Consider the following 17204-nt stretch of genomic DNA (forward strand, 5'->3'; position numbering starts at 1 on the left):
AGCAACAGTACATTGCGAATTATGCAACAATCGCCCTGTATTTCAACCCGTTGCGACACGATGTCGCACCTGCGCCGAAGCGGCTGGACGCCTAGTGTCCCGTGGATTCAACACGATCCATCACAAGCCTGGCCCGAGCTGTCGCGTGACCGAGTCGTTGCAGCAGGCACGATTTATGACAGCCGCCGGTTGCGCCAGATACCCACGGGCACCAGTACCACGATGGCAATGAAAGCGACCAACGCCCACTGCGCCAGGGATAGCCCGAGAATGGGCGGATAAGGAGTAGTACAGAACCCCTGCACTTCGAATACCAGGGGTAACAACCGGGCAAGCGGCAAGCCATCGACGATTGGCTGCAGGATATCCACGCCGCAGCTTTCCATCGGATGTGCCAGCACCCAGGCATGCTGACCCGCCGCGGCCAATCCGCCCAGGGCGCTGATTACCACCAGGGCCTCGAACAGGGTTACCCCACGCTTGCCAGGCATGGCAGCGCCGAGGAATGCGGAGATGGCAATGAACAGGAAGGCGTAGCGCTGCAGAATGCACAGTGGGCAAGGCGCCTCTCCAAGCGCGATCTGGAGATAGAGCGCGCCGCCCAGCAATGCCAGGCATATGATGCCCAGAAGGACGAGATAGCGCCGTTCACGCGCCAGCCTAGTTTCGGTGTGATGCATGGGTTTTCCTGATTTACCGGGCGTGCGTGTGCATGGGCCGTTTGCAAGGGCGCTAAGTTAGCATCCTTGACCAGCCGGCAGTAAATGAAGCTCGGATTAAACCGCAGTTAAGCCGAGAAAAGATATTTCAAGAATTTTTCGTACGCTAGCGAACCGATCCTGTTGGCATGACCAGGAAAATACGCGAAGCCATTGAGCCTGGATTGAAGAATATGTGCCTCAGCGCACTGGCGGTTTCGGCTAACGGCACCTACCCGGATGGCCGGCCGCTGCCCTGGTGCCCTTGCCCGCCTTCCTTGGCGGGGCCCAGCTTCGCCATGCCTCCACTCGACCTGGCCGTTGGCAAGCCGAGGCGCATTGCGCGGCGCCTGTGACCTCTAAGCCAGAGCTCGCTATGCCAAGCCTCAGGCCAGTGCCTTGGCCGGCCCGAAGAACTCATATCGAACTCGCCCTTGCGCCACGCCAAGGTCCAGAAGGTTGCGGCGTGTAGCTGCCATGAACCCGGTAGGCCCAAGCAGGTACACGTCGAAGTCCTGCCCGGCCGGCAGCCAACGCCGTAGCAACTCCTTGTCCAGCAGCCCCTGGGCATCGCCGCCCTCCCCTTGCGCATAACAATAGAAACGCTTCAGTTGGGGGTGGGCCTGGACTTGTTCCTCCAGCCACTGCCCGAATCCATGCACCTCTCGATTTCGCGCGCAATGGATGAACGTTACGGGGCGCCCCGTAGGCAATGCCGCCTCCAGCATGGCCAGGGTTGGAGTAATGCCTACCCCACCGCTGATCAGCACCAGCGGGCCATCACTGGCCTGAAGCATGAAGTCGCCCGCTGGCGGGAAGAGTTCCAGGCGGTCGCCTTCCACGAGATGATCATGCAGGTAGCTGGACACCACTCCATCGGCGACACGTTTGACGCTGATACGGTAGCCCTTGCCATCACTCAGGGCTGACAGTGAATAGTTGCGACGGTGCTCCACGCCATCGATGAACAGTCGCAAGCCAATGTACTGACCAGGGGCGGCGATCAACACTGGCTCGCCATCTTCCGGTATCAGATAAAAAGAAGAGATTTCCGTGCTTTCCGAAACCTTGCGCGCCAGCTTGAACACTCGGCTTCCACGCCAGCCTCCTGGCGCGGTGGCTTTTTCTTCATATAGCTGCTCTTCGGCCCCGATAAGGATATCGGCCAGCTGACCATAGGCGGCGCCCCAGGCTTCGATCACTGCAGGCGTAGCGACGTCTGGGCCCAGCACCTCGGAGATGGCCCGCAACAGACAGCTTCCCACGATCGGATAGTGCTCAGGCAGGATCTGCAAGGCGACATGCTTGTTGATGATCTGGCCCACCAGGCCGCCCAGGGCTTCCAGTCGGTCGATGTGCTTGGCGTACATCAGTACGCCATTGGCCAAGGCCCTCGGCTGGTCACCATTGGCCTGGTGCGCCTGATTGAACAGCGGGCGTACTTCAGGATGTTCCCGCAGCATCATTTGGTAAAAATGGGTCGTCAGGGCCTCGCCCCCGCTTTCCAGCAGCGGAACGGTAGCCTTTACAATCGCACGGTGTTCGGGACTCAACATGCTATCCTCCAACTCGACAGAATTCTCATGCGTATTGCATTTCAGTTTCCGTGCCAGCTTAAAAAGCCTTGATTAACAATGGATTGGCGAACCTCTAGTCAGATTGACTCGAGTCCCCATGGAGTCGAATTGACCCAGGCCGTGTCATCATGACCTCGAAACCGCTGCTTCAAGCCCTGCTTGGGCTAATATCCGACCTCTCGCTCGCACTGCCTGAAAGTGAACGCTATCGACGCCTGCTCAATGCCATGCGCCGCCTGCTTCCTTGCGATGCCGCGGCATTGCTGCGCCTGGATGGGGAGTGGCTGATACCCGTCGCGGTGGATGGCCTGAGCGAGGACACCTTGGGGCGCCGCTTCCGTATCAGCGAACATCCTCGCTTCCAGGCACTGTTGAGCCGAACCTCGCCTACCCGCTTTCCAGCGGACAGTCCTCTGCCCGACCCTTACGACGGCTTGATCAGTGGACGGCATGACCACCTGGAAGTGCATGACTGCCTGGGTTGCCCGCTACTGATCAATCAGCAGCCGTGGGGTTTGCTGACCCTGGATGCGCTGGACCCGGCCCGCTTCGATCCTATCGAACCCGGCACGCTCGAGGCCTTCGCCAGCCTGGCGGCCGCTATCGTCACTGTCGAGCAACACATTGCGCGCCTGGCCGACACCGTACAGTTGGAACGGGAACGGGCGGACGGCCTGCTACAGGCCAGCGCGCCGAATCAGGAACTCATCGGGCGTAGCCCTTCCATGCTCGCGCTCCTGGACCAGGTGAAGCTGGTGGGGCCTAGCGAGCTCACCGTCTTGATCACCGGAGAAACTGGCGTAGGCAAAGAGTTGGTAGCGCAGGCATTGCATAAAGCTTCCAGTCGCGCAAAAAAGGCCATGATCAGCCTGAACTGCGCTGCCCTGCCTGATGCCTTGGTGGAAAGCGAGTTGTTCGGCCATGTCAAAGGCGCGTTCACGGGCGCAGTCACCGACAGGCGCGGCAAGTTCGAACTGGCTGACGGCGGCACCTTGTTCCTGGACGAAGTCGGGGAACTGCCCCTGAGCGTGCAGGCCAAGCTATTGCGAGTACTGCAGACAGGCCAGTTGCAACGCCTGGGCTCGGACCGTGAGCATCGGGTGAACGTACGGCTGATCGCCGCCACCAACCGGGACCTGGCTGCCGAGGTCACGGCCGGGCGCTGCAGAGCTGACTTCTATCACCGCCTCAGCGTCTATCCACTGCGGGTGCCGGCGCTTCGCGAGCGGAACAAGGATGTACTGCTGCTTGCCGGGTATTTTCTCGAACAGAATCGCTCGCGCCTGGGGGTCGGCGGTATCCGGCTGGACACGGATGCCCAGGCTGCCTTGCTGGCCTACGCCTGGCCAGGTAACGTGCGCGAGCTCGAACACCTGATCGGCCGTTCCGCCCTGACAGCTCTTGGTCGGCTATCCAGCCGGCCGCGGATCCTTACCCTGACCCGGGCAGACCTGGGGCTGGAACCAGGGCTTCAGCAAGCCGCCGTCATGCGCCTGGACGCCGTGACCACTGAGCGCGCGGAAACCGAGCGAACCGAGGTGCCTGCCGGCGACCTGCGCCAGGCAGTCGATAGCCTTCAGAGGCGAATGATCGAGGATTGCCTGCGCCGCCACGACAATCATTGGACCGCCGCCGCTCGGGAGCTGGGGCTGGACCGGGCAAACCTCAGCCGCCTGGCCCGCCGCCTGGGCCTGCGCTGATTAAAGGCGCCTTGCCTGTGGCCGATACAAACTGTGTACTAACCTGCGGTTCGCCGCATCGCTACTGAAGGTCGACATGTCCAAACCACGCGCCGAATCGCTTTCGCTCTTGCTGTTTACCTTGCGCAGCGGCAAGTTGATGGCCATCAACCTTCTCAAGGTCAGTGAAATCATCCCTTGCCCGGCGCTCACACGCTTGCCGGATGCCCATCCCCACGTAAAAGGGGTCGCCACGCTACGGGGTACCACCCTGTCGGTGATAGACCTCAGCCGAGCCATTGGTGAACAGCCCCTGGCGGACCCCTCGGGCGGGTGCCTCATCGTTACCGATATCAGTCGATCCCGCCAGGGGCTGCATGTGCAGGGCGTGAGCCGGATCATTCACTGCCGTTCCACCGACATCCGCCCGCCGCCCTTCGCCTCGGGAGGACGCTCCTATATCACCGGGGTGACCGAAGTGGACGGCACGCTGGTTCAGGTACTGGACATCGAAAAGGTAATCCATGGTATCGCCCCGCCCCGCGTTGAGCCAGGCGGCCATGACCTGACGCCCGAGCAGGCGCACTTGCTGGCACAGGCGCGGATTCTGGTAGTCGACGACAGTCAGGTGGCATTGCAGCAATCGATACTGGCCCTGCGCAGTCTGCGTATCGAGTGCCACACCGCGCGAAGCGCCAAGGACGCCATGACCTGCCTGCTTGACCTGCAGGGTACGGCCGAGCAAATCAATATTCTGGTATCCGACATCGAAATGCCGGAAATGGATGGCTATGCCCTGACCCGTGCCTTGCGTGACAGCGTGGACTTCAACGATCTTTACATCCTGCTTCACACCTCCCTGGACAGCGCCATGAACAGTAGACGTGCCGAGGAAGCCGGCGCGAACGCCGTGCTGACCAAGTTCTCCTCACCGGAGCTTACCGAATGCCTGATCAAGGCGGCCCGTAGCGTGCTCGCAGGTGCCGCGCAGTTACAGACAGGGTGGTGAAGATTCATGGTGGTAGCCCATTCCGCCTGGCTCATAGCCGCACCAGAATGCCGCCAAGGGTAACGAGGTAAGCACCCACCCCTTGAACGGCAGGTGGGCATACCAGCTGCGCGCCGGTGATCAGTACAAGCAGCAGAGTGCCGGGAACTACACTGATGGTCGGGGTCATGGGCAGGTCTCCAGGTACGAACGTGCCGAGTGTCCATTGCCCTGACCATGGATATCTATCAGGCACTTCCCTATCTCTTGTAGGAAATTGCGCTTTAACGCCGGTATTAAGGGAGATGAACAGCGGTTCGTCGGGCAAATAAAGCCGCGGCCGCTGTTCTCGACTTCAACAGAACTTCTACATTCTTTCCTAAACCCTTGATCTGAAATGGATCCTTCCTTTTCTCCCCAGGTATAGCTAAAGCCATGCAACGATAGATGGCATTATGCCTTACCCTGACAGCTTGTAGGGGCTAGCCTGCGCGCCTAGAATGGCCGAGCGTAAGCTGGTTACCGGGAGTCTACTGGCGATTCTGGCCATGCCTTACCCTGACAGCTGGTAGGGGCTACCCTGCGCGCCTAGAATGGCCCCCGCCCCGCCCCCCCATGAGCCCGAGCAATGCCGCGAACCTTCGTACACCGTGCCCGCCAGGCCGAGCGTAAGCTGGTTACCGGGAGTCTACTGGCGATTCTGGCCATTATCGGCATCGTGTCTTTCCTGCTGGTCAAGGAATACGACAATGCCCGAGAGGTTGCCCTGCGGGGCGCGAAGAACCTGGCGCAGTTGATCGAAGCCGACGTCAAGCGCAACGTGGAGCTCTACGATCTTTCCCTGCAAGGCATCGTGGATGCTTCCCAGGATGCAACCTTTGTACAGGTCCCGCCCTCCCTTCAGCGTCAGGTCCTGTTCGGGCGCACCATCTCGATGCCCCTGCGCGGGGATCTTCTGTGGATCAACGAACGTGGTCAGGCGGTAGCCAGCTCGGTTGGCTATGACCTGCCTGGAATCGACTTCAGCGCGCGTGACAACTTCAAGCTACATCAGGCCTCCACGGATCCTGGGCTACACATCAGCCGCCCTTTCAAGGACCAGTTGGGCCAGCTTGACTGGTGCATCGCTTTCACCCGTCGTATCTCCGGACCGGACGGCGGCTTTCGTGGCATGGCCTCCGGGGTGCTGCGGCTGGATTACTTCGGTGAGCTGTTCAAGTCTCTCAACATCGGAAAGGACAGTAGCGTGAGCCTGTCGAATGTGTACGGCGACATTCTTGCGCGCGAGCCGGAGCCGGCCGGGAGCAACATCGTTGGGGAAAACCTGATGGACCGCCCCAATATGCAGCGGATGGTGCGAGATCCAACAGGCGATGTGTTCATGGCCATGTCCAGTCTCGACGGCACCAAGCGCCTCTACAGCTATGGTCAGGTGGCCGGGTTGCCCTTGGTAGTGATCGTTGCGCTGGGTTATGACGATGTCTTCGGCGCCTGGGAGCAAACGGCCCTGGCCATTTGCTTTGCCACGCTGTGTCTGTGCCTGGGGATTGCCTGGCTTACCATCCTGTTCCGTCGCGAGCTAAGGCGCGGACGCCGTTCGGAAGCGTCCCTGGCCGCCCTGGCGGCGACCGACCCGCTGACCGGCCTGGCCAACCGCCGGACTCTGGATCAGACACTGCAAAAGGAATGGGCACGCGCATTACGCAGCGGACGCGACCTCGCCATCCTCATGATCGATGTGGATCACTTCGGTGCCTTCAACGAAAAACACGGCCATCAGGGCGGCGATCAGGCGCTTGGTAGCGTCGCCTGTATCATTGCCCAAGGAGCCAGCCGGCCAGGGGATCTCGCCGCGCGCTATGGAGGCGAAGAATTCTTGGTGGTCCTGGTCGAAACCAGCCTGGAAAGCGCGCGTGTCCTCGCTGAATCCATTCGCATGAGAGTCGAAGCCCTGGGCGTGGGTGGCGAAACGAGCCCCTTGACGGTCAGCATAGGGGTGGCGGCCATCTCGGCTTCGGACACTGCTGCGCGAACGCTCGAAACCTTGATGTGCGCGGCTGATACCGCGCTTTACACGGCCAAGCGAGAGGGGCGTAACAAGGTGTGCCAAGGCAGCCTGGGCCAGGCAAAAAAAACGCCGGCAGTGCCGGCGTAAGAGGGATTTCAGGGAGGGATAGCGCGTAATCAGCTGGCGCGGGCGATATTGCGCAGTGCCTTTATCTGGTCGTGGTTACGTTGCACACCATGGAACTGGCGCTCCACGATGGCATAGACATTGGCCGGCAGCGGCTCGGCCAAGGCTTCCTTGTAGGCCTTCATGGCGACGTCTTCGCCACGTTCTGCCTCGTTGAGCACAGCCTCTTCGCTTTTACCGGTAATCAGGGATTTGAGGTCTACCCAACGGCGATGAAGGTCGCCACTGAGGCTGGTCGAATCCTCAGGGCTGCCACCCAAAGCGGTGACTTCGGCTTGAAGCTCGCCCGCAGCTGCTCCACACTCGGCCGAATGCTTGAGCAGTAGCGCTTTGAGTTCTGCATTCTTTACATCATTGGCGCAGGCCTTGAAGCCTTCCTCACCGTCCTTGCAGGTTTCGATCAGGCGGTTCAGTACCGAAACGACGCTTTCGCCAGACTTGGTCATATTCTCTTCTCCTGTGAGTAAGGGCTATCTGGATAAGAGCATGCTGCGTGCCAAGTCAGCCCTTTCCTGAATAACCTTCAGAATCAATGACTTGGACGGAACAGCCAAACGGCAGCATCATTCGCTTTGCAAGATGAGCCTGGTCATACCCTTGCAAAGTGCACGTCATCATCAACTTTTGTACAAGTTTGGAAGCCATGGATTTCGACAAGCTGGAACTGCTGATAAGTACCAAGATGCCCTACGGCAAATACCGAGGTCGGCTACTGGCAGACCTGCCAGGGCCCTACCTGGGCTGGTTCGCCCGCCAAGGCTTTCCCCACGGCTCGCTGGGAGAGTTACTGGCACTGATGCATGAGATCGACCATAACGGGCTCGGCGATTTGCTGGCCCCCCTGCGTCGCAAGCATGGCCAGCTAGGCCCTCGCTGATTTCCGGGCAAAAAAAAGGTGCGCCGACCAAGCGCACCTCAAAGCCATGAAACAACCTTTCAGAGTTCAGCCAAACAATGCCACGGCCTCACGGCTGCATTGCTCGATCTGGTCCCATCGCCCTGCCTTGATCCACTCCTTGTCCAGCATCCAGGTACCGCCCACGCACATGACATTGCTCAGGCTCATGTACGCCTTGACGTTGCCCGTGTTGACGCCGCCGGTGGGACAGAACCGCACATCGCCGAACGGGCCGGCGAATGCCTTGATGGCCGCCACACCGCCACAGATCTCCGCTGGGAACAGCTTGAAGCGACGATAGCCCAAGGCATATCCCATCATGATTTCCGAAGCCGTGGCGATGCCTGGCAGCAGAGGGATGGCGCTTTCCACACCTGCTTCGAGCATGTCCTGGGTTGCCCCAGGGGTAACCACGAACTGGGCGCCGGCCTGCTCGACCGCGGCGAACATCTGCCGGTCCAGCACGGTGCCAGCGCCTACGGTAAGGTGGGGGCGGTGCTCACGCAGCAGCTTGATAGCCTTGAGCCCGTACTGCGAACGCAGCGTGACCTCGAGGCAGGTCAGGCCTCCGGCAGCAAGGGCATCGGCCAGAGGCAGGATCTCGCTTTCCGAATTGATGACGATGACCGGCAGGATCCGAGCGCGCTCGGCGATTTCATCGATGAGTTTGACCTTGTCCGCCATGCGGGATTGTTGTTCAGGCGTCATAACGGCTGATCCTAGGCTCAGGGGCACCGGCTTGAACCAGTGGTTTGTGGGAAAAACAGGACCCGCCAGACGGGCCCGCTGTCAGATGTCGCCATACCAGGAACGCCCATCGCGGGTGATCAATGCGATGGAGCTCATTGGCCCCCAGGACCCCGCGGCGTAGGGTTTTGGCGCATCGCCCGACTTCTTCCAGCCGGCGATCAACTGGTCGCACCAGCGCCAGGCGTATTCGATCTCGTCCTTGCGCACGAACAGGTTCTGGTTGCCTTGCATTACCTCCAGCAAGAGGCGTTCGTAGGCATCGGGAATACGGGCGCTGCGGTAAGTATCCGAGAAATTGAGCTGCAAGGGCCCGCTCTTCAAATGCATGCCCTTGTCCAGGCCCTGCTCCTTGGTCATCACACGCAAGGAAATGCTTTCATCCGGTTGCAGGCGAATGATCAGCTTGTTACTGATCTGCAGGCGCTGTTCAGGAGCGAAGATGTAGTGCGGCGGCTCCTTGAAGTGGATAACGATCTGCGACAGCTTCTGTGGCATGCGCTTGCCCGTGCGCAGGTAGAACGGCACCCCCGCCCAGCGCCAGTTGCGGATATCCGCGCGCAGCGCCACGAAGGTCTCGGTGTCGCTCTGGGTATTGGAGTTCTCTTCTTCCAGGTAGCCTGGAACACCGCGCCCATCGCTGTAGCCAGCGATGTACTGGCCGCGAACCACATGCGTGCTCAAGCCCTCTCCCGTGATCGGAGCCAGGGCCTTGAGCACCTTGACCTTTTCATCCCGGATGGCATCGGCGGAAAGGTCCGCCGGCGGGTCCATGGCGATCAGGCAGAGCAACTGCAGCAGGTGGTTCTGCACCATGTCGCGCAGCTGGCCGGCCTTGTCGAAATAGCCCCAGCGCCCTTCGATGCCTACCTTCTCGGCCACGGTGATTTCCACGTGGGAGATATAGTTCTGGTTCCACTGGGTTTCGAACAGGCTGTTGGCGAAGCGCAAGGCAATCAGGTTCTGGACGGTTTCCTTGCCCAGATAGTGGTCGATCCGATAGACGCGGTTTTCCGGGAAGTAATGAGCCACGGCGTCATTGACCCGCTGTGAAGACTCCAGGTCGTGACCGATGGGCTTCTCCAGCACCACGCGAGTGCGATCGGCCAGGCCGACCTTCGCCAGGTTCTCGCAAATGGCGCCATAGACGGCCGCCGGGGTGGCAAAATAGGCGATCACCTGGGCTGTTGGCCCGACCCGCTCGGCCAGCACGGCATAGTCCTCGGCCAGGAGGAAATCCACATGCAGGTATTCCAGGCGCGCCTTGAAGCGCTCCAGGTGGTCGGTGTCCAATTCCGCGGCGGGCACGAATTCATGCAGGTGCTCGTCGATTTCCGCCAGATGGCTCGCGGCGTCGCCGGGTTCGCGCGCCAACGCCAGCAGCCGCGTGTCCGGATGAAGAAGGCCGGCGCGCTCGAGCTGGTACAGCGCCGGGAACAGCTTGCGCAGGGCCAGGTCGCCTAGGGCGCCGAAGAGAGCGAAAGTGCAAGGTTCGGAAATCGACAGCATGATATGGGTTCTTTTATCAAGTGGGACGAGTATTACGGGTTTTTACCCCGTCGATCAAGTCAAAATGTAGTAATAAAACAACAAAGCCTTGCTCACCGCGGCGATACTGGAGATCGTCGTGGCCCATCAGTACGATAGACCACCTACCACGGCAGCCGTGCCGGGAATCGACCCACGGCGCGAGCCGGCCACCATAGGAGATTACATGGATCGCGTGCGCAACCTACTGGAACAGATCCAGGGGCGCCTCGAAGAGCTGAACAAGGCGGAGCGGAAGGTGGCCGAGGTGATTCTCGGCAACCCTCAACAGGCCACGCGGTTCAGTATCGCCGCCTTGGCGCAGGCCGCCAAGGTCAGCGAGCCCACGGTCAACCGTTTCTGCCGTTCGTTCGGCGTGAGCGGCTACCCCGAACTCAAGTTGCAACTGGCACAAAGCCTGGCCAGCGGCGCGGCCTATGTCAGCCGCGCCGTCGCGGAGGATGACGACCCCGCCGCCTATACGCAGAAGATTTTCACCAGTGCCATCGCCTCCCTGGACAGCGCTTGCCAGCAGTTGGACCCGCAGTTGATCAGCCGAGCGGTGGACATGATGATCCAGGCCAGGCAGATTCATTTCTTCGGCCTGGGCGCCTCGGCCCCCGTCGCCCTGGATGCTCAGCACAAGTTCTTCCGCTTCAACCTGGCGGTGTCTGCCCATGCCGATGTGCTGATGCAGCGAATGCTCGCCTCGGTAGCACACACCGGCGAACTCTTCGTGATCATTTCCTATACCGGGCGCACCCGAGAGCTCGTGGAAGTGGCGCGCATCGCCAGGGAGAATGGCGCATCCGTGCTGGGGTTGACCGCGGCGGGCTCCCCGCTGGCACAGGCGAGCAGCCTGAGCCTGAATATTCCGCTGCCGGAAGACACCGACATCTACATGCCGATGACCTCGCGGATCATCCAGCTGACTGTGCTGGACGTGCTTGCTACGGGCATGACCCTGCGCCGCGGGGCCGATTTCCAGCCTCACCTGCGCAAGATCAAGGAAAGCCTCAACGCCAGCCGCTATCCCCTCGAGGAGGGATAGCCGCGCCGACCCAACGCCGCCCAGGCAGGCGGCGTCGTGGCGACACTTAGAACTTGGACTGTACCTTCAGGCCTGCGACCAGGGCGTTGTCCACTTCATCCACGCCGCCTGGGCGCTTGATGTACTGCAGGTTGGGACGCACGGTGAGCCAGTTGGTGACATGGAAGCCGTAGTAGATCTCGGCATCGTATTCACTGCCGCGTACGGGTACGAAGCCTGGGTTGTCGTAGTCCTGGATGCCACTGATGGCGTTGGCCAGGCGAGCGTTGTCGGATACGTCGTCGTTGACATGGATGCGGGCGATGCCCACCCCGATGTCATCCTTCGGACGGCCGTCGAACAGCCCCTTGTAGACCAGGCCAACCTGCTGGTAGCTGTCTACCACGGTAGTGGCCTTGTCGTGCACGGTGGCGTTGGCGAACACGCTCAAGCCGCGGCTGGCGTCACCGTTATGGGCGGTCAACTGCTGCTGGGCAACGATCCACCAGCCATGCTTGCTGCTGTGGGTAGCGTAGGCGCCGCCGCTGCTGGCTTGCAACTGGCCATCTTCGCCTTCCGACACGTCGTTGGCCTTGGCGGTACTGTAGTAGTAGCCCAGGCGGTATTCGCCCGGCAGGCCATTGACCGATGGCGACCATACCACTTCCACCGGAATGATGGCGCCCTTGGTCCCGCTGCCGCTGAGCTTCCAGGCGTTGCCGGTTTCCAGGTAGGACGGATTCTGCTCATAGGCGCCGATCTGCGCGTAGAACTCAGGCGTGATGTTGTATTTCACGCGCAGGGCCCACTGGGATACCGGCCAGTTGTACCAGATGTCGCCGATCCAGTTACCCACTTGCGAGCCGCAGAACGCCAGGTTCTGGAAGTCGCAAGGGAAGCTGTTGAAATCCTCGCCCTCGCCGAAGCGGCCGAATTTCACGTCCAGCTTGTCATCCAGGAAGGTCTGCTTGACCCACATCTGGGTCAGGCGCCAGGTCTGGCCACGGCCCCAGACTTCCTGCGACGAGCTCAAGGTACCAGCACGCGGATCGCCGATCCGGTCGTTGCTGATGTTGCGGCCGCTACGCTCGGTGATCGCCAGCTTGAACTCGGCGCCATGCCAGCCGAAGATCTTTTCCAGGTCCAGTTGCACGCCCAGGGCGAACTGGTCCGAATAGCGGGCGGTGCGGTCGTCGTTGTAGCCACCGTTGAGGTTGGTGGCCGCCTCGCCAACATACTCGAACATGAAGTCATAGCCTTTGTCGTACAGCTCATGACGCAGGCCGCCCCAGTCACCTGTGGCGTATTGGGACGCGTCATACGGCTTGGCGGCATAGGCGGTGGTCGCCAAGCCCATGGCGCCGAGCACCGACAGCTGACGCGCCAACCGCAGTGTGGTCGCTTTGGTGGTGTTTTGCTTGTTCATTCCCTGGCTACCCTCGTTTTATTGTTATACGAACTCTTGTTGTGCGGCGGATGTTGGCATCCGCCTGGCTCAGCGGCCGCCGATGTCGGCCACCTTCTCGTCATACGGCTGCCCCGCGGTGGCGGCTTGCAGCCCCAGCCGCTCGCCGCTGGCAGCGTCGAACAGCAAGACCTTGCCCGGATCCAGACGCAGGTCCAGTACTTCCCCCACCGCCGGCGCATCGTCCGGTGCCACCCGGCAACACACCTTGGTGTCGTTCAAGGTCACGAATACCAGGGTATCCGGCCCGGTGGGCTCGGTCACCTGGACTTGCGCGCGAACACCTGGGAAGGCGCTACCCGCCTCCCCGTTAACGATCAATTGTTCCGGGCGCACACCCAGAATAACGTCGCGGTCTTCCAGGCCAGCGTCGCTCAGGCCCAGTGGCAGCTCGCAGCGCGCCTGGCCACTGTCCAGCACAGCGACCAGGCCCTCCCCCCGCCGCTGCAGGCGCAGCGGGATGAAGTTCATCGGTGGCGAACCGATAAAGCTTGCCACAAAGAGGTTCGCCGGGTCGTTATAGATCTGTTTCGGCGTGCCGAATTGCTGGATGATGCCGTCCTTCATCACCGCCACCTTGTCCCCCAGGGTCATGGCCTCGATCTGGTCGTGGGTCACGTATACCGTGGTGGTGCGCAGACGCTGGTGCATCAGCTTGATTTCGGTACGCATCTCCACCCGCAGCTTGGCATCCAGATTGGACAACGGCTCGTCGAACAGGTAGATCTTCGGGCGCCGGGCCAAGGCACGGCCCATGGCCACGCGCTGCTGCTGCCCACCGGACAGCTGGCCCGGCTTGCGGGTCAGCAAGTGTTCTATCTGCAGCAGCTTGGACACCCGGGCCACTTCCTGGTCGATCTCCGCAGCAGGCATCTTGCGGATCTTCAAGCCAAAGGCGATGTTTTCCCGGACAGTCATGGTCGGGTAGAGCGCATAGGACTGAAACACCATGGCGATGTCCCGGTCTTTCGGGCTCATGCCACTGATGTCGGTGCCGTCTACCAGAATGGCGCCGCCGGTAATGTTCTCCAGGCCCGCGATGCAGTTCATCAGGGTGGACTTGCCGCATCCCGAAGGGCCGACTAGGATCAGGAACTCCCCGGAATCGATCGACAGCTGGATGTCCTTGAGCGTGTCCGGCAGGCCGCTGCCGTAGCTCTTGATTACGTTACGCAGTTCAAGCGTTGCCATGTGCTCACCCCTTGACCGCGCCGGCCGTCAGCCCGCGCAGGAAATACTTGCCCGCCAGTATGTACACCAGCAGTGTCGGAAGCCCGGCGATCATTGCCGCGGCCATGTCCACGTTATATTCCTTGACCCCGGTGCTGGTGTTGACCAGGTTGTTCAGCGCGACCGTGATGGGCTGGGCATCCCCGCTGGCGAAGACGACGCCGAACAGGAAGTCGTTCCAGATCTGGGTGAACTGCCAGATCAGGCACACCATGATGGTCGGGATCGACATCGGCAGGAGAATGCGACCGAAGATAGTGAAGAACCCCGCCCCATCCAGCCTGGCGGCCTTGACCAGGGCTTCCGGCACGCTGACATAGAAGTTACGGAAGAACAGCGTGGTAAAGGCGAGCCCGTAGACCACATGCACCAGCACCAGGCCAGCTGTGGTGTTGGACAGGCCCAGCTTGCCAAGCGTGAAGGATGCCGGCAGTAGCACCGTCTGGAACGGCAGGAAGCAGCCGAACAGCAGCAGGCCAAAGAACAGTTGCGAACCGCGGAAGCGCCACATGGACAGCACGTAGCCGTTCAGGGCGCCAACCGCTGTTGAGATCACCACTGCCGGCACGGTGATCGCCACCGAGTTGCGGAAGTAGCCATTGACCAACGACCAGGCCTTGCTCCAGCCAATAGTGGTGAAAGCCTCTGGAATGCTCAGCAGGTTGCCGTTGCTGATGTCGTCTGGGGTCTTGAAGCTGGTGAGCAGCATCACCGCCAGCGGTACCAGGTACAACAGGCAGGCACCGATAAGCACCAGGTAGATCAGGATGCGGCTGGGCGTCAGCCCCGGTTTGAGGGTGGCACTAGTCATGGCGCTTGCCTCGCAGCTCCGAATACAGGTAAGGCACCAGGATCGCCAGGATCCCCGCCAGCATCAGCATGGCGCTGGCCGACCCCATGCCCATCTGGCCACGGCTGAACGTGAAGGAATACATGAATACCGCGGGCAAATCCGAGGAATAACCCGGGCCACCAGCGGTCATGGCCATCACCAGGTCGAAACTCTTGATGGCGATATGGGCCAGGATCATGAAGGCACTGAAGAAGACCGGACGCAGGCTCGGTAGCACGATCTTAAGGTAAATGGTGGGCAGGCTGGCGCCGTCGACCTGGGCAGCGCGGATGATGGAGCTGTCCACCCCCCGCAGGCCGGCCAGGAACATGGCCATGACGAAGCCCGAGGCCTGCCACACCGCCGCGATCACCACACAGTAGATGACGCGGTCCTGGTTGATCAGCCAGTCGAAGGTGAAGCCTGTCCAGCCCCAGTCGCGCAGCATCTTGTCCAGGCCCATGCCCGGGTTCAGCAGCCATTTCCAGGCCGTGCCGGTAACGATCATCGACAAGGCCATGGGATAAAGGAAGATGGTGCGGATGAACCCTTCACGGCGGATGCGCTGGTCCAGCAGCACGGCCAGCAACACGCCGACCACCAGGCTGACCGCGATGAACAGGCCGCCGAACACCAGCAGGTTCTTGCTGGCCACCCACCAGCGGTCGTTTTCCCAGAGCCGGGCATATTGGGCCAGGCCTACGAACTTATAGCTTGGCATGAAGCTGGAGTTGGTGAACGACAGCAGGAAAGTCCAGCCTATGTAGGCGTAGAAGCCCACCAGAACCACCACCATGCTCGGCGCCAGGACCAGCCGTGGCAGCCAGGCCTGCAGGCGATCCAGGGCCGACGGGGCCTTTCGCGGCAACGCAGCGACAGCAGTCATTGAATCGATCTCGTTTGAAGGCAAGGCCGCGGGGCCGGCCCATGCATGGACGGCCCCTCGGCGGGTAGCGATTACTGAGCGGACTTGATCGCGGCGCCAAGTTTCTTGGCCGCCGAGGCGGGGTCGCCGTTCTTGTCGTTGATGAAGTTCGTCACGACGTCGAACACCGCGCCCTGCACAGCCAGGCTGGTCGCCATGTTATGTGCCATGCTCGGCTGAGCGCCCTGACCCTTGCTCGCTTCGTCGAAGTCCTTGCGCGACGCCTGAGCGCAGCTATCGAACTGGCTCATGTCGATGTCGCCACGGACCGGGATCGAGCCCTTGTTCTGGTTGAACACGGTCTGGAAGTGGGTACCCAGGGCAATCTTGGCCACGTCCTTCTGGGCCGCCACCGTACCGGCGTCCTTGACCTTGAACATGGCCAGGGAGTCGACGTTATAGGTATAGCTGCCCGCGGTGCCCGGGAACGGAATGCACTGGTAGTCCTTGCCGGCCACCTTCTTGGCAGTGGTCCATTCACTCTTGGCCCAGTCGCCCATGGCCTGCATGCCCGCCTTGCCCTGGATCACCTGGGCGGTGGCCTGGTTCCAGTCCTGGCCGCCACGGTTAGGGTCCATGTAGCCGGCAAGCTTCTTCAGCGCGGCGAACGAGTCGGCCATTTTCTGGCCGGTCAGGGTGCCCTGGTCCAGCTCGACGAAGGCCTTGTGGAAGCCTTCAGGCCCCATGACCGCCAGCACGATGTCTTCGAACACGGTCGCGTTCTGCCATGGCTGATCGCCATGGGCCAGCGGCGTGATGCCGGCGGCCTTGAGCTTCTCGGCGGCGGCGAAGAGTTCATCGAGGGTGCCAGGCGCCTTGTCGATTCCTGCCTTCTTGAAGGCTTCCGGGTTGATCCACAGCCAGTTCACCCGGTGGATGTTGAACGGCACCGCAACGTAGTGACCATCGTACTGGACGATCCGGGCCACGGTCGGGGACAGCAGCTTGTCCCAGCCTTCGCTCTTGGCGACGTCATCCAGGCCGTCTTCGGTGAGCAGGCCCAGCGAGCCCCAGTCCTGGATATCCGGCCCCTTGATCTGCGCGGCTCCTGGCGGGTTGCCGGACACTGCGCGGGTCTTGAGCACGGTCATGGCGGCGGCACCACCACCGCCGGCCACAGCGTTGTCTTTCCAGGCGTAGCCATCGGCCTTAACCTGGTTGCGCAGAACGTCCATGGCCGCGCTTTCGCCGGCGCTGGTCCACCAGTGGGTAACTTCGATAGTGCCTTTGCCGTCGGCGGCCTGTGCCGCGAAAGGCGCGAGCGTGGCGAGGGAAATGACAGCGGCGAGGCGATTGATCGCGTTCATCGGAATTCCTTGTTGTTGTTATGCCGTAGCAAGTCTGGCGCTTGCGCTGGATGCAGTTTAGGCAAGGTCATTAGCGCGCCAGGTAACGAAACGATGCTCAAATGTCA

Annotated in this window: 16 protein-coding genes; 5 read left to right on the forward strand and 11 right to left on the reverse strand. The window is 61.2% G+C overall.

Translation table 11 applies throughout. The annotated features are described in order from the left end of the window. Window positions 1–173 precede the first annotated feature (173 nt). The gene (locus BN1188_RS09790; protein WP_040261204.1) at window positions 174–680 is read right to left on the reverse strand and encodes a disulfide bond formation protein B; all 507 of its coding nucleotides are present in this window, start codon (window positions 678–680) and stop codon (window positions 174–176) included. Window positions 681–1084: 404 nt separating this feature from the next. Further along, window positions 1085–2254, reverse strand: coding sequence for an NO-inducible flavohemoprotein (hmpA, locus tag BN1188_RS09795; RefSeq protein ID WP_040261205.1), 1170 nt, complete (start codon window positions 2252–2254; stop codon window positions 1085–1087). A gap of 149 nt (window positions 2255–2403) precedes the next feature. Here hmpA and norR point away from each other — a divergent pair, with 149 nt between their 5' ends. Continuing rightward, entirely contained in the window at window positions 2404–3975 is a 1572-nt protein-coding gene (norR, locus tag BN1188_RS09800) for a nitric oxide reductase transcriptional regulator NorR (RefSeq protein ID WP_040261206.1), read from the forward strand. Window positions 3976–4051: 76 nt separating this feature from the next. Beyond that, on the forward strand, window positions 4052–4963 hold the full coding sequence (locus BN1188_RS09805; RefSeq protein ID WP_040261207.1) for a chemotaxis protein: 912 nt from the start codon (window positions 4052–4054) through the stop codon (window positions 4961–4963). A gap of 31 nt (window positions 4964–4994) precedes the next feature. Here BN1188_RS09805 and BN1188_RS21595 read toward each other — a convergent pair whose 3' ends face one another. Next, window positions 4995–5132 carry a hypothetical protein gene (locus BN1188_RS21595; RefSeq protein WP_157395813.1) on the reverse strand — a complete coding sequence of 46 codons (138 nt, stop codon included), beginning with the start codon at window positions 5130–5132 and terminating at the stop codon, window positions 4995–4997. 438 nt (window positions 5133–5570) lie between these two features. Between BN1188_RS21595 and BN1188_RS09810 the strand changes: the two genes are divergently transcribed. Beyond that, window positions 5571–7097, forward strand: coding sequence for a sensor domain-containing diguanylate cyclase (locus tag BN1188_RS09810; RefSeq protein WP_052469224.1), 1527 nt, complete (start codon window positions 5571–5573; stop codon window positions 7095–7097). Window positions 7098–7126: 29 nt separating this feature from the next. On the opposite strand, the gene BN1188_RS09815 is transcribed toward BN1188_RS09810, so the two are convergent. Continuing rightward, window positions 7127–7582: a PA2169 family four-helix-bundle protein gene (locus BN1188_RS09815; protein WP_040261208.1), complete on the reverse strand. Its 456-nt coding sequence runs from the start codon at window positions 7580–7582 to the stop codon at window positions 7127–7129. 197 nt (window positions 7583–7779) lie between these two features. On the opposite strand from BN1188_RS09815, the gene BN1188_RS09820 reads away from it, so the two are divergent. Continuing rightward, complete coding sequence (locus BN1188_RS09820; RefSeq protein ID WP_040261209.1) at window positions 7780–8013, forward strand: DUF3820 family protein; 234 nt, start codon at window positions 7780–7782, stop codon at window positions 8011–8013. A gap of 66 nt (window positions 8014–8079) precedes the next feature. Here BN1188_RS09820 and BN1188_RS09825 read toward each other — a convergent pair whose 3' ends face one another. Further along, window positions 8080–8742, reverse strand: a complete 663-nt coding sequence (locus tag BN1188_RS09825; protein WP_040261210.1) for a bifunctional 4-hydroxy-2-oxoglutarate aldolase/2-dehydro-3-deoxy-phosphogluconate aldolase — start codon at window positions 8740–8742, stop codon at window positions 8080–8082. Between the two features lie 81 nt (window positions 8743–8823). After that, window positions 8824–10290: a glucose-6-phosphate dehydrogenase gene (zwf, locus tag BN1188_RS09830; protein ID WP_040261211.1), complete on the reverse strand. Its 1467-nt coding sequence runs from the start codon at window positions 10288–10290 to the stop codon at window positions 8824–8826. Between the two features lie 214 nt (window positions 10291–10504). Between zwf and hexR the strand changes: the two genes are divergently transcribed. Beyond that, window positions 10505–11359, forward strand: a complete 855-nt coding sequence (hexR, locus tag BN1188_RS09835; RefSeq protein WP_187375323.1) for a DNA-binding transcriptional regulator HexR — start codon at window positions 10505–10507, stop codon at window positions 11357–11359. A 46-nt stretch (window positions 11360–11405) separates the two neighbouring features. Here hexR and BN1188_RS09840 read toward each other — a convergent pair whose 3' ends face one another. The 5 genes from BN1188_RS09840 to BN1188_RS09860 form a co-directional block, all read right to left on the reverse strand. Continuing rightward, window positions 11406–12764, reverse strand: a complete 1359-nt coding sequence (locus BN1188_RS09840; protein ID WP_040261213.1) for a carbohydrate porin — start codon at window positions 12762–12764, stop codon at window positions 11406–11408. 69 nt (window positions 12765–12833) lie between these two features. Continuing rightward, window positions 12834–13994, reverse strand: a complete 1161-nt coding sequence (locus tag BN1188_RS09845) for an ABC transporter ATP-binding protein (protein ID WP_040261214.1) — start codon at window positions 13992–13994, stop codon at window positions 12834–12836. Between the two features lie 4 nt (window positions 13995–13998). After that, on the reverse strand, window positions 13999–14844 hold the full coding sequence (locus tag BN1188_RS09850; RefSeq protein ID WP_040261215.1) for a carbohydrate ABC transporter permease: 846 nt from the start codon (window positions 14842–14844) through the stop codon (window positions 13999–14001). Then, on the reverse strand, window positions 14837–15751 hold the full coding sequence (locus BN1188_RS09855) for a carbohydrate ABC transporter permease (protein ID WP_040261216.1): 915 nt from the start codon (window positions 15749–15751) through the stop codon (window positions 14837–14839). The genes BN1188_RS09850 and BN1188_RS09855 overlap by 8 nt, the downstream gene beginning before the upstream one ends. A 71-nt stretch (window positions 15752–15822) precedes the next feature. Beyond that, a complete protein-coding gene (locus tag BN1188_RS09860) occupies window positions 15823–17097 on the reverse strand; it encodes an ABC transporter substrate-binding protein (RefSeq protein ID WP_040261217.1) in 1275 nt (424 codons plus the stop codon). Window positions 17098–17204 lie beyond the last annotated feature (107 nt).

The organism is Pseudomonas massiliensis, assembly GCF_000826105.1.
Taxonomy (GTDB): Bacteria; Pseudomonadota; Gammaproteobacteria; order Pseudomonadales; family Pseudomonadaceae; genus Aquipseudomonas; species Aquipseudomonas massiliensis.

Excerpts from the sequence above, each read along its gene's own strand:
- BN1188_RS09845 (WP_040261214.1), bottom strand. The coding sequence starts at position 13,994 with ATGGCAACGCTTGAACTGCGTAACGTAATCAAGAGCTACGGCAGCGGC.
- BN1188_RS09815 (WP_040261208.1), bottom strand. The coding sequence starts at position 7,582 with ATGACCAAGTCTGGCGAAAGCGTCGTTTCGGTACTGAACCGCCTGATC.
- BN1188_RS09805 (WP_040261207.1), top strand. The coding sequence starts at position 4,052 with ATGTCCAAACCACGCGCCGAATCGCTTTCGCTCTTGCTGTTTACCTTG.
- norR (WP_040261206.1), top strand. The coding sequence starts at position 2,404 with ATGACCTCGAAACCGCTGCTTCAAGCCCTGCTTGGGCTAATATCCGAC.
- BN1188_RS09790 (WP_040261204.1), bottom strand. The coding sequence starts at position 680 with ATGCATCACACCGAAACTAGGCTGGCGCGTGAACGGCGCTATCTCGTC.
- BN1188_RS09840 (WP_040261213.1), bottom strand. The coding sequence starts at position 12,764 with ATGAACAAGCAAAACACCACCAAAGCGACCACACTGCGGTTGGCGCGT.
- BN1188_RS21595 (WP_157395813.1), bottom strand. The coding sequence starts at position 5,132 with ATGACCCCGACCATCAGTGTAGTTCCCGGCACTCTGCTGCTTGTACTG.
- BN1188_RS09850 (WP_040261215.1), bottom strand. The coding sequence starts at position 14,844 with ATGACTAGTGCCACCCTCAAACCGGGGCTGACGCCCAGCCGCATCCTG.
- BN1188_RS09860 (WP_040261217.1), bottom strand. The coding sequence starts at position 17,097 with ATGAACGCGATCAATCGCCTCGCCGCTGTCATTTCCCTCGCCACGCTC.
- BN1188_RS09820 (WP_040261209.1), top strand. The coding sequence starts at position 7,780 with ATGGATTTCGACAAGCTGGAACTGCTGATAAGTACCAAGATGCCCTAC.
- zwf (WP_040261211.1), bottom strand. The coding sequence starts at position 10,290 with ATGCTGTCGATTTCCGAACCTTGCACTTTCGCTCTCTTCGGCGCCCTA.
- hmpA (WP_040261205.1), bottom strand. The coding sequence starts at position 2,254 with ATGTTGAGTCCCGAACACCGTGCGATTGTAAAGGCTACCGTTCCGCTG.
- BN1188_RS09810 (WP_052469224.1), top strand. The coding sequence starts at position 5,571 with ATGCCGCGAACCTTCGTACACCGTGCCCGCCAGGCCGAGCGTAAGCTG.
- BN1188_RS09855 (WP_040261216.1), bottom strand. The coding sequence starts at position 15,751 with ATGACTGCTGTCGCTGCGTTGCCGCGAAAGGCCCCGTCGGCCCTGGAT.
- BN1188_RS09825 (WP_040261210.1), bottom strand. The coding sequence starts at position 8,742 with ATGACGCCTGAACAACAATCCCGCATGGCGGACAAGGTCAAACTCATC.